This window comes from Acinetobacter sp. P1(2023) (genome assembly GCF_028367635.1).
Lineage (GTDB): Bacteria > Pseudomonadota > Gammaproteobacteria > Pseudomonadales > Moraxellaceae > Acinetobacter > Acinetobacter pittii_E.
Map to the genome: position 1 here is coordinate 73,722 of NZ_JAQNDD010000005.1, position 11,681 is coordinate 85,402.

At 37.1% G+C, this 11,681-nt stretch carries 8 protein-coding genes; 3 read left to right on the forward strand and 5 right to left on the reverse strand.

The features are described 5' to 3' along the window. Positions 1–124: 124 nt before the first annotated feature. Positions 125–988, reverse strand: a complete 864-nt coding sequence (locus tag POD11_RS09355; RefSeq protein ID WP_239974819.1) for a hypothetical protein — start codon at positions 986–988, stop codon at positions 125–127. Between the two features lie 326 nt (positions 989–1,314). Between POD11_RS09355 and POD11_RS09360 the strand changes: the two genes are divergently transcribed. Continuing rightward, positions 1,315–1,887: a TetR/AcrR family transcriptional regulator gene (locus POD11_RS09360; RefSeq protein ID WP_262457035.1), complete on the forward strand. Its 573-nt coding sequence runs from the start codon at positions 1,315–1,317 to the stop codon at positions 1,885–1,887. Positions 1,888–2,327: 440 nt separating this feature from the next. Here POD11_RS09360 and POD11_RS09365 read toward each other — a convergent pair whose 3' ends face one another. The 4 genes from POD11_RS09365 to POD11_RS09380 form a co-directional block, all read right to left on the reverse strand. Next, complete coding sequence (locus tag POD11_RS09365) at positions 2,328–4,382, reverse strand: bifunctional diguanylate cyclase/phosphodiesterase (RefSeq protein WP_262457036.1); 2,055 nt, start codon at positions 4,380–4,382, stop codon at positions 2,328–2,330. A 328-nt stretch (positions 4,383–4,710) separates the two neighbouring features. Next, on the reverse strand, positions 4,711–5,727 hold the full coding sequence (ilvC, locus tag POD11_RS09370; RefSeq protein WP_057075715.1) for a ketol-acid reductoisomerase: 1,017 nt from the start codon (positions 5,725–5,727) through the stop codon (positions 4,711–4,713). Between the two features lie 32 nt (positions 5,728–5,759). Beyond that, positions 5,760–6,251, reverse strand: a complete 492-nt coding sequence (gene ilvN / locus POD11_RS09375) for an acetolactate synthase small subunit (protein ID WP_001215920.1) — start codon at positions 6,249–6,251, stop codon at positions 5,760–5,762. Next, entirely contained in the window at positions 6,251–7,975 is a 1,725-nt protein-coding gene (locus POD11_RS09380; protein WP_016142213.1) for an acetolactate synthase 3 large subunit, read from the reverse strand. Before POD11_RS09380 ends, ilvN begins: the two co-directional genes overlap by 1 nt. A 534-nt stretch (positions 7,976–8,509) precedes the next feature. Here POD11_RS09380 and leuS point away from each other — a divergent pair. After that, positions 8,510–11,134 carry a leucine--tRNA ligase gene (leuS, locus tag POD11_RS09385; RefSeq protein ID WP_224992284.1) on the forward strand — a complete coding sequence of 875 codons (2,625 nt, stop codon included), beginning with the start codon at positions 8,510–8,512 and terminating at the stop codon, positions 11,132–11,134. A 27-nt stretch (positions 11,135–11,161) separates the two neighbouring features. Next, positions 11,162–11,671, forward strand: coding sequence for an LPS-assembly lipoprotein LptE (locus POD11_RS09390; protein WP_032054413.1), 510 nt, complete (start codon positions 11,162–11,164; stop codon positions 11,669–11,671). Positions 11,672–11,681 lie beyond the last annotated feature (10 nt).

Consider the following 11,681-nt stretch of genomic DNA (forward strand, 5'->3'; position numbering starts at 1 on the left):
GCAGATTTATAGAACTGTTTAATGATTGTTGATAAGCCAAGAGCTACTCATAAGCTTTTTAGATCTTTTCAATTAAAAAACCCACCTGTTGATAGATGGGCTTTGTTAAAACTTAATAGAATTGTTATGCCAGTTTCTTTTCTTCAATAAATTGAACATCTGCAATTTGTGCATCCCAGAACTCATTCCATAAAGCACAGTAATCAATACATAGCTTGGTTAAGCTCTCATAATCATCTTTTGTAATCGCTTGCGCTAATGCAAACCAAAGGTCATCTTGATGGTCATCGTCAGCAGCCTCAGATGTTTCATCAGTAGATACACCATGTACATGGTAATAGCCACCACCTTCAACATCGATATTTACGAATTTGGTTGCTTGACGCAATGGTGGGCTAAAAAGAATGACCTCTTCCTCTGCAACGGCCAATAATGCTACGACCTTGATATAACTATCATAAGAAGACTCTAAGAATGATCTCACCTGATCTGCAAATTTTGACGGCTTATAATTACGACGGTCAAGCTCAGTTAAACCATAATCATTAAGTAGATCCTCATATAAAGGATAATGAGCGTATTCAGGGTTGCCCAAATAGTAATTATCTTTATCGAGTCCAGGACGAAAACCGAATTCATCAAGTATATTTAAACTTAATAACACCCTTGGAAACATTTTGGCTCCTGAATGGAGTTTAGGTTCCAATTGTTTTGTTAAAAACTGTGCTTGTAATAGAGCATCAGTAAAAATCTGCACAATCGCGTGACGATATTCTAAATGAATATGCGTCAACGTTGTCTTATCCAGATATCCACTGTTTAATAACTCGATTGCAGGATGCTTACAAACCGGCAAATCTGCAATTGTTTTTCTTAACTGTTGAAGAAATTGTAAATTTTCATCCCATTGTTTTGCAGGGATACTGTTTTTCATCCCCTGCAATGCTTTTTCTCTTGGATTATTAAAGTCTTCAAATTTTTTTAACATAATGATTCTCAGTAGAAAGTTGTTCTTATAGTTAAGTTATAGGTTTTCCCTTTATTTCAATTATGCATTCAATTGCTAAAATAAATTCCGCTCACCTATGCTTAACAAGTTGATACTATGTTTATTATCTCAACAAATCAACGGATTAATTAATAATATTTAAAAAAGTAAACTATTGCAAATCAAATATATAATATGTTGTTTTTTAAATTAACCAAGCTATTGAATAAATATAATTTTTTAAATACTATAAAATAAGTTTTATTTAAGCTTCTACACTTTACAATAGCAAAGTTAATCAAAAAACATCCGCGACGGGGAAACCAATGTCAAAAAGAGAAACTATTATAAGAACAGCTACCTCCCTCTTTAACCAAAAAAGCTATACGTCTATTGGTGTTGATCGTATTATTGCTGAATCTGGCGTTGCAAAAATGACTTTTTATAAGTACTTTTCTTCTAAAGAAGTCTTAATTGAAGAATGTCTTTATAAAAGAAATTTAGAAATCCAAGACTCAATGTTGGAAAAAATTAATAACATTAACAACCCTTTACTTAGACTAAAAAAAATCTTTACTTGGTATATCGAATGGATCAACACAGATGACTTTAATGGCTGCTTATTTAAGAAAGCGACTATCGAAGTCATGCAATTATATCCTTCTATCAAACATCAAATTAATGAGTACCGAGAGTGGATTTACGCATTAGTTTTTTCAGCCCTTTCAGAGTTGGAGGTTGAAAATACGAAAATTCTAACAGGACTTTTTCTTAACATTGTAGATGGAATTATTATTGATGGCACTATAAACAAAGAAAAGATTAATCCCGAAGAAACATGGTCTTATATAAATAAAATTATTGAGTTTGAAAAAATCCGAGATTGTGCAACTATTTAATTTATAAATTAATTAAAATTTTATATTTTAATAAAAATAGAAGTTATTTTTATTTCGGTGGAGTCTACTCTCCAACTCCACCAAAAATCTATTCAACTTCAAAAATTAATGTGTTTATATTTTATAAAAATGAATAATTTTATTTAGCCCCCTCTTCATTAACTCTAATTATTATATAAACTTCACAATGCTTTATAACAATCCTTTTCACCTCTTATATTTTATAAAACACAAACATCAATTTATTAGTATTACTTTATACTCACAGTATATATTCATAAATTATTATATGTAAAATACTCAACCAATTGAGAAACTACTACTATTCATTACTACAAATATATAGGTGTGTTTTTAAAAGATAATTTTATTTTAATTAATTGTTCTCTAAAGAAAAAATTAAAAGAAAATATGAGGTTTAAAAACCGATATAGAAAAGATTAAGCGAAATGGGCGCCTTGGGTTTCAATGAGCTGATCAACCTGAACAGGCATACCTAATAAATAACCCTGAAATTGCTGGCAACCTAAACGAGTCAAAATCTCAACCTGCTGTTGAGTTTCTACTCCTTCGGCAGTTACGGTTAAACCCAACTTTTTAGCTAAATGAATAATACTTTCTAGAATCACTTCTTCTTTAGAACCTGGCTTTAAATCGACAATAAAGCCGCGATCAATTTTCAATTCATCTACTGGTAAATCTTTTAAATACAAGAAACTCGAATGCCCAGTTCCAAAATCATCAATGGCAACTCGAATGCCCATGTCTCGCAGTCGCTCACAGGCTCGAATACTTAAATCAATATGCCGCATAGCAGTAGATTCAGTAATCTCAACAATTAAATGGTGGGGTTGAATTTGATATTTTTTTAACAATGCTTCGAGTGTACTAAATAACTTTTTATTTTCAAATTGCAGTGCCGACAGGTTCACTGCAACTGGATAAAATGGTGTATTACTACGTTCCCATTCCTGAATTTGCAGGCAAGCTTGCTCAAGCGCCCAGTACCCCATTGGGATGATTAACCCCGTTTTTTCCGCACCCTCAATGAACATATGTGGGGTGAGTATTCCTAAAGCTGGATGATTCCACCGGATTAATGCTTCCACACCGCACACTTCAAGATTCGTATTAAATTTTGGTTGGTAATATAAGATGAATTGCTTTTCTTCTACGGCTTTATAAAGATCATTGATCAGTTTTGACTGGCTTCTTGTTTCTTGTTGATGAGTTGAATAACTGAAAATGGTGTAAGTATTCCGGCCCTGCTCTTTAGACATGAGCATCGCGGCATCAGCGTTCATGAGTAAGTCTTGAACATTTTGTCCATGCTCAGGAAAGAGTGCTACTCCTAAACTCGCAGAAATATTAATTTCTTTACCAGAAATTTGATAACTTTCCTGAATCAGCTGTAAAACTTTCTCGGCCAACACAACAGCTTCATCTGAATTTGTATTTTCTGCAATAAGCAAAAACTCATCGCCACCAATTCTAAGTAGTTTACATTTCTCATTGAGTTGCCAGTGTAAACGGTTTGCCATTTGAATAAGGAGTTGGTCACCAACATGATGCCCAAATGCATCATTCACTGATTTAAAACGGTCTAAATCAATATATAAAAAAGCAATTTTTTGATCTTTATATCGATGATCTGAAAGCAATACTTCAGCATAATCAACTAAATAAAGGCGATTTGGTAGCTTGGTTAAATTGTCTTGTATAGATAAATTAGCTAATTCTTTATTTGCCTTGCGCAATTCTAAATTTTGTTGCATGAGGCGTTGTTCTAACATTGCCACAATAAAACTTGCTACGAGTACCAAACAGGTGACTAGAATAATTGTAAATAGTAATAAGTCATGTTCAGCCTGATATTGGCTAATAAATTTATCAGTAATATTCGTCGCAATAAGAGCAGTATAGTGCATTCCCATAATGCTTAAGGTCATCATTATCGAAAATGCGATTTTTAAGGTTAAACGATATCGTTCGGTATCTTTTAATTTATAGGCTAGTAAAAACGCTAACCCGGAACCACTCATTGCAATTAATACAGAAAATAAGAGTAAGAACGAAGTGTAATCTTTTTTATAAACATTAATATTCCAGCCCAACATGCTAATGTAATATGAAGCTGAAATTCCAATTCCCATAATAATCGAACTCAAAATGAGTCTAAATAAAGGAAGTGTAAAACGCGAAGTCAACCACATCGCAATGCAAGATAACAATGCACTAATGGCATAAGAAATGACGATTAAAGGAATATTCGAGTTGGCTGTATCAAACAGATGATAAGCTTGTATACCAACAATATGAACAATACTAATTGCTAATGCGAGTAGCAATCCATTAATAAATAAAATTAAGGATTCAAACTTTTTATAGAGTTGCTTGAATATTAGCTGCTCCATGGAAATTACAATATAGCAAATGAGGCCAGCTGCAATAAAAGAGCCGACGATCAATGTGCTATCGTAATCAACATGACCCATATTGGACTTCCATGATTATTCAATACTTTTTTTTATTTTGTTCAACTCATTGCCCAAAATACAATTAAACATGTTAAAGAAGTTTTAGTAAATTTGACTTATTCAGTCAGTTATAAACAATAACATTATCTATCTTTTGGTCAAGTATTTTTTACTTTATAAATCAATAAAGTAAATAAAAAATAAGCGGCCAATCATATGAAAAATATAGAATTTATCTAATCTATTCAAGTCAATCTAATCGCAATTTTAGCCTTCAAATAAAAAATAGTATAAATAAAGAACCCTGCTTAAAGCAGGGTTCTTTTGACGCATTAGAAAAAGAAAATTAGTTCTTTTCTTTATCTACGATTTTGTTTGCTTGGATCCATGGCATCATTGCACGTAACTTATTACCAGTTACTTCAATACCATGTGCAGCATTTTGACGACGACGAGCAGTCATAGATGGGTAGTTTAATGCACCCTCTTGAATGAACATCTTCGCGTATTCGCCAGATTGAATACGTTTTAATGCATTACGCATCGCTTCACGAGACTGCTCGTTAATTACTTCAGTACCAGTTACATATTCACCGTACTCAGCATTGTTAGATACTGAGTAGTTCATGTCAGCGATACCACCTTCGAACATTAAGTCAACGATCAATTTAAGCTCGTGTAAACATTCGAAGTAAGCCATTTCAGGTGCATAACCAGCTTCAACTAAAGTTTCGAAGCCCATTTTCACGAGTTCAACTGCACCACCACAAAGAACTGCTTGCTCACCGAATAAGTCAGTTTCAGTTTCTTCACGGAATGAAGTTTCGATAATACCTGTACGGCCGCCACCTACGCCAGAAGCATAAGAAAGAGCAACGTTACGTGCATTACCAGAAGCATCTTGATGAATTGCGATTAGATCAGGAACACCTGAACCACGTTGGTATTCAGAACGAACTGTGTGACCAGGTGCTTTAGGAGCAACCATGATTACATCTAAGTCTTTACGTGGAACAACTTGGTTATAAAGAATTGAGAAACCATGAGCAAATGCTAAAGTTGCACCTTCTTTGATGTTTGGCTCAATCACGTCACGGTAAAGTTGTGATTGGAATTCATCTGGAGTCAAAATCATTACGAGGTCAGCTTGCTTAACTGCAGCAGGAACTTCTGCAACTTTAAGACCAGCATTTTCAGCTTTCTTCCAAGAAGCTGAACCTGCACGTAAACCTACAGTTACGTCTACGCCTGAGTCTTTAAGGTTAAGTGCATGAGCATGACCTTGAGAACCGTAACCAATAATCGCTACTTTCTTGCCTTGGATGATTGATAAGTCACAGTCTTTATCGTAAAAAATTTGCATTTGTGTTCTCCGCTAAAATACTTTTTAAAAAATTAAATGGCTAATACTTTTTCGCCACGGGCGATACCAGATACACCTGAACGAACGACTTCTAGAATAGTGTTTTCTGCAAGCGCATCGATAAAACCATCTAATTTTTCAGTTGTCCCTGCTATTTGAATGGTATAGGTAGTTGGGGTCACGTCTACAATTTGCGCACGGAAAATATCCGCTGTACGCTTAATTTCAGCACGTGAAGCACCTAACGCTTTTACTTTGATCAACATCAGTTCACGCTCAATGTGCGAACCTTCTGATAAATCTACTACTTTTACAACTTCAACAAGTTTGTTGAGCTGCTTTGTAATCTGTTCAATCTTATGGTCATCACCATAAGTGGTTAACGTCAAACGTGATAACGTAGGGTCTTCGGTTGGAGCTACATTCAACGTCTCAATGTTGTAGTTACGTTGACTGAATAAGCCCACCAAACGAGAAAGCGCACCAGCTTCGTTTTCAACGAGTACAGAAATAATATGTCTCATTATGTACGCTCCCCTTTACCTAACCACATATCCTTCATAGACTGACCTGCGATCAGCATTGGATAAACATGTTCCGTGCGATCAACCATGACGTTAATGAATACACACTTATCATTAATCGCCATTGCTTCAGCAAGCTTTGACTCTAGTTCATCAGCATGATCAATCTGAATACCCACATGACCATAAGCTTCCATCAATTTGCCAAAATCAGGCAATGATTCAACATATGAGCTTGAGTGACGGCCTTCATAGTTCATATCTTGCCACTGTTTAACCATACCTAAAGCACGGTTATTCAAGCATAAGATCTTCACGTTCATACCGTATTGCTTACAGGTTGAAAGCTCTTGAATACACATTTGTATTGAAGCTTCACCAGTAATACAAACTACTTGTTGATCAGGGAAAGCAAGCTTCGCAGCCATTGCATAAGGTAAACCTACGCCCATGGTGCCCAATCCACCTGAGTTAATCCATTGACGAGGACGTTTGTACTTGTAGTACAACGCACCAAACATTTGGTGTTGACCCACATCTGAAGTAATGATGGCATCACCATTGGTCGCTTTATATAAAGCTTCAACAACTTGCTGTGGCTTCATTGTGCCATCAGTCGGTGTTTCGAACTTCAAGCCATGAACTTTACGCCATTCATTAATTTGATCCCACCATGCAGCAATTGCTTCAGGGTTTGGCTTAGACACATTCAATTGTTTCAATTGCGTCAACATTTCCTGAAGTACAGGCTCAACTGCCCCTACAATTGGAATGTGCGCCATAATTGTTTTTGAAATGCTCGCCGGATCAATATCAATATGAATAACTTTGGCATTCAAACAGAATTTTGCAGGGTTATTAGTTACTCGGTCATCAAAACGAGCACCTACCGCAAGAATGACATCAGCATTATGCATAGTCATATTTGCTTCATAAGTCCCATGCATACCTAACATGCCAATGAACTGTGGATCATCGCCAGGGAAGCCACCAAGGCCCATAAGTGTGTTAGTCACTGGGTAACCGAGTAAATGAGCAAGTTCAGTCAATAATGCTGATGCATTACCTTGAACAACACCACCACCCGTATAAATTACAGGACGTTTTGCACTTAAAAGCTCATCAATCGCTTTACGAATTTGACCAGAATGACCACGTGAAGGTGGCTGATAAGAACGCATCTTCACTTTTTCAGGATATTCGTACGCAAATTTTTCTGCAGGATTTGTCGCATCTTTCGGAATATCGACGACAACAGGGCCAGGACGACCACTTGATGCGATATAAAATGCTTTTTTGATAATTGCAGGAATTTCACTTGCGTGACGAACTTGGAAACTGTGTTTCACGATCGGACGTGAAATACCTACCATGTCAGTTTCTTGGAAAGCGTCTTCACCAATAAGATGTGATGCAACCTGGCCAGACAAAATCACCATTGGGATTGAGTCCATATAAGCTGTTGCAATTGGAGTCACAGTATTAGTTGCGCCAGGTCCAGAAGTGACCAGTACTACACCAGTCTTACCTGTAGCACGCGAGTAAGCATCTGCCATATGACCAGCAGCTTGTTCATGACGTACGAGGTAATGATTAATTTTGTCTTGTTGAAATAGCGCATCATAAATATGTAATACAGCGCCGCCTGGATAACCAAAAACATGTTCAACGCCTTCGTCCGCAAGAGCACGAACGAGCATTTCACCACCAGATAAAAGTTCCAACGTGATTCACCCTAAAATCTTTATCACTATCTATGGAAGGCACAAATAGTGTTTCATTCATTGAATTGTCTGCACTGTTATAGCACACATATTGTCTAGTTTTCGTTGCAATAGAAAAATTTCTGTTTTTCAGCCGTATAAGCTTTTTTAACATTAATAAAGCATGTCTGGATATACATACTTTAAGTAAAATCAATCTCTCGGCTAGAGAGAATGTCTATTACAAAACATGACGGTTATTCGAAGGGTGATCAAATAATCGCATATAAAACTAAAGGAAGCATTTTTGTTGTTTAATTCACTAAAGTCAAGATTAAAGAAACACTTTTCTATGATTATTTTTTAACTGACTATTTTTTCATCTTATTTGATTTTTCCACTTTTCTTTTTTTATGTCTGCTCCACTTTTTTCAGGTTTATTCCTGTTTAATTTTTAACGGAAAATAAATCCATCCCAAAACTGCATTTTTGTCGATTTTGCGCTATGCTGTGCAACAATCTTTAATATCAATTTTTGTTGTATAGCTTACGTCTATGACTATTTCTCACATTGACCCCGAATATCAAGCAAACACGATTGAACCATCAGTTCAACAAGATTGGGAAAATCGTAAAGTCTTTAAAGTTGCCGACACTGTCGAAGGTAAACATCGCTACATCCTGTCAATGTTTCCTTACCCAAGTGGCAAGCTGCATATGGGGCATGTGCGTAACTATACAATTGGTGATGTAATTAGCCGTTTTTACCGTTTAAAAGGTGAAACTGTATTACAACCGATGGGTTGGGATGCATTCGGTTTACCTGCGGAAAACGCTGCAATTGCCCATAAAGTTGCTCCGGCAAAATGGACATTTGAAAACATTGCCTACATGCGTGACCAATTAAAAAAATTAGGTCTATCTGTAGACTGGGATCGCGAATTTGCAACTTGTACACCAGAGTATTATCACTGGGAACAATGGTTATTTGTTCAGCTTTATAAAAAAGGCCTCATCTACCGCAAGCTTTCAACAGTAAACTGGGATCCGGTTGATCAAACAGTTTTAGCAAACGAGCAAGTTGAAAATGGTCGTGGCTGGCGCTCAGGTGCATTGGTCGAAAAACGCGATATTCCAATGTACTACTTCCGTATTACGGACTATGCACAAGAATTATTAGACGATCTTGACACTTTACAGGACGGCTGGCCTCAACAAGTGTTGACCATGCAACGTAACTGGATTGGTCGCTCTACAGGCATGGAAATCACTTTCCCATCTGCCAATACCGAAATTTATGCTGATGGCTTAACTGTTTATACAACACGTGCTGACACACTTATGGGTGTGACTTATGTTGCTGTTGCGGCAGAACACCCTCTTGCGCTTAAAGCTGCTGAAAATAACCCTGAATTGGCTGCATTTATTGAAGAATGCCGCATGGGTTCAGTTGCAGAAGCGGACTTGGCAACAGCCGAGAAAAAAGGCATGGCAACAGGTTTGTTTGTAAAGCACCCTGTAACTGGTGAAGAGCTTCCTGTCTGGATCGCAAACTACGTATTAATGTCTTATGGTTCTGGCGCAGTCATGGCTGTACCGGCACATGATGAACGTGATTTTGAATTTGCCAACAAATTCAATTTGCCAATTAAACAAGTGATTGATGCCAAAGGTGCTGACGATGCAGACTACTCTGCAACTGAATGGCAAGAATGGTACGGTTCTAAAGAAGGTAAACTTGTTAATTCTGGTGAGTTTGACGGTTTAGAATTCCAAGCTGCTTTCGATGCATTCCTTGCAAAATTAGAACCACAAGGTTTAGCAAATTCTAAAGTTCAATTCCGTTTACGTGACTGGGGTGTTTCTCGTCAACGTTACTGGGGTTGTCCAATTCCAATGATTAACTGTGATACTTGTGGTCAAGTCACAGTTCCAGAAGATCAGCTTCCGGTTGTATTACCAACTGACGTTGTTCCAGATGGTTCAGGTAACCCATTAAATAAAATGCCTGAATTCTATGAAACTAAATGTCCTTGCTGTGGTGGCGATGCACGCCGTGAAACAGATACTTTAGATACTTTTGTAGAGTCATCTTGGTACTACGCACGCTATGCTTCTCCAGACTTTACTGGTGGTATGGTTAAACCTGAAGCAGCTCAAAACTGGCTTCCTGTAAACCAATACATTGGTGGTGTTGAGCACGCGATTCTTCACTTACTTTATGCACGTTTCTTCCACAAATTAATGCGTGATGAAGGTGTGGTACAAGGTAATGAACCATTTACCAACTTGTTAACTCAAGGCATGGTGCTTGCAGATACATTCTATCGTGAAGCAGAAAATGGTAAGAAAACTTGGTTTAACCCTGCTGACATCGAATTAGAGCGTGACGAAAAAGGTCGCATCATTTCTGCGAAATATTCAGGTGACGGTCAAGAAGTGATTATCGGCGGACAAGAAAAAATGTCTAAGTCGAAAAATAACGGTATTGACCCACAAGCGATTATTGATCAATACGGCGCAGATACAGCACGTGTATTCATGATGTTTGCTGCTCCACCAGATCAATCTTTAGAATGGTCTGATGCAGGTGTTGAAGGAGCAAATCGTTTCTTGAAACGTGTATGGCGTCTTGTAGCAAGCTTCCTTGAAAAAGGTAACCAAGCCTCTACGATTGATGCAGCTAACTTATCTAAAGATGCTCAAGATTTACGTCGTAAGACTCACGAAACTATTCAAAAAGTAAGTGATGACATTGAACGTCGCCATGCATTCAACACTGCAATTGCTGCTTTGATGGAATTGTTAAATGCAAGCAATAAGTTTGAAGCAAAAGACGACAACGACGTTGCTGTAGAACGTGAAGCGATTACCACACTGTTAACTTTACTTGCTCCATTTGCACCACATTTAAGTCAAACATTATTGGCTCAGTTTGGTACAGATGTGACAGAGGCAACATTCCCCGAAGTCGATGCTTCTGCATTAACTCGCAATACCCAAACGATTGTTGTACAGGTTAACGGCAAACTTCGCGGTAAACTTGAAGTTTCTGTTGATATTTCTAAAGAAGATCTATTAGCTCAAGCTAAAGCTTTACCAGAAGTTCAACAATTCTTAACAGGACCAACAAAGAAAGAAATTGTGGTTCCAAATAAATTAGTTAACCTCGTTGTTTAATTAAAGTTATTAATGAGAGGATCAAGCATGCACTTTGCCAAACGTTTAGCCGCTGTTGTTTTGACCTTAGGCCTTAGTGCAGGCTTAGTCGGGTGTGGCTTTCATTTAAAAGGAAGCAACCCGACTGCAACTCCGCTTGTTTATAAAAAATTAAGCCTTGAGTTACCAGCAAAAACTGATGATTTGGAAACGCAGTTAAAAGTATATTTAGCTGCAAATGGTGTTCAACTCAGCAATGATAACGATGCTTACGTACTCCGTGTTTTAGAGTACACTCCACGTCGTCAGCTTTTAAACGGTAAATTAACGGAAGTATTATTACGTTTAACTGTAACCTTCCAGATTGAAGACCGTCAGGGTAATAAAATTACAGAACCACGTTCGTTAACTGCGTCTCGTAGTTATCAATATGATCTTGCAACGGTTAACACCGAAAATCAGCAAGAATCTTATTTGCAACGTATTGTGATTGATGATATTGCACAGCAAATTACTCGTCAGATTTCAGCAAACCGTTTACCAAAAGCTCAGCCTTAATCTTTATTTT

What these genes read in the sequence shown, in the direction of transcription:
- leuS (WP_224992284.1), top strand. Translation starts at nt 8,510, where the DNA reads ATGACTATTTCTCACATTGACCCCGAATATCAAGCAAACACGATTGAA.
- ilvN (WP_001215920.1), bottom strand. Translation starts at nt 6,251, where the DNA reads ATGAGACATATTATTTCTGTACTCGTTGAAAACGAAGCTGGTGCGCTT.
- ilvC (WP_057075715.1), bottom strand. Translation starts at nt 5,727, where the DNA reads ATGCAAATTTTTTACGATAAAGACTGTGACTTATCAATCATCCAAGGC.
- POD11_RS09355 (WP_239974819.1), bottom strand. Translation starts at nt 988, where the DNA reads ATGTTAAAAAAATTTGAAGACTTTAATAATCCAAGAGAAAAAGCATTG.
- POD11_RS09360 (WP_262457035.1), top strand. Translation starts at nt 1,315, where the DNA reads ATGTCAAAAAGAGAAACTATTATAAGAACAGCTACCTCCCTCTTTAAC.
- POD11_RS09390 (WP_032054413.1), top strand. Translation starts at nt 11,162, where the DNA reads ATGCACTTTGCCAAACGTTTAGCCGCTGTTGTTTTGACCTTAGGCCTT.
- POD11_RS09365 (WP_262457036.1), bottom strand. Translation starts at nt 4,382, where the DNA reads ATGGGTCATGTTGATTACGATAGCACATTGATCGTCGGCTCTTTTATT.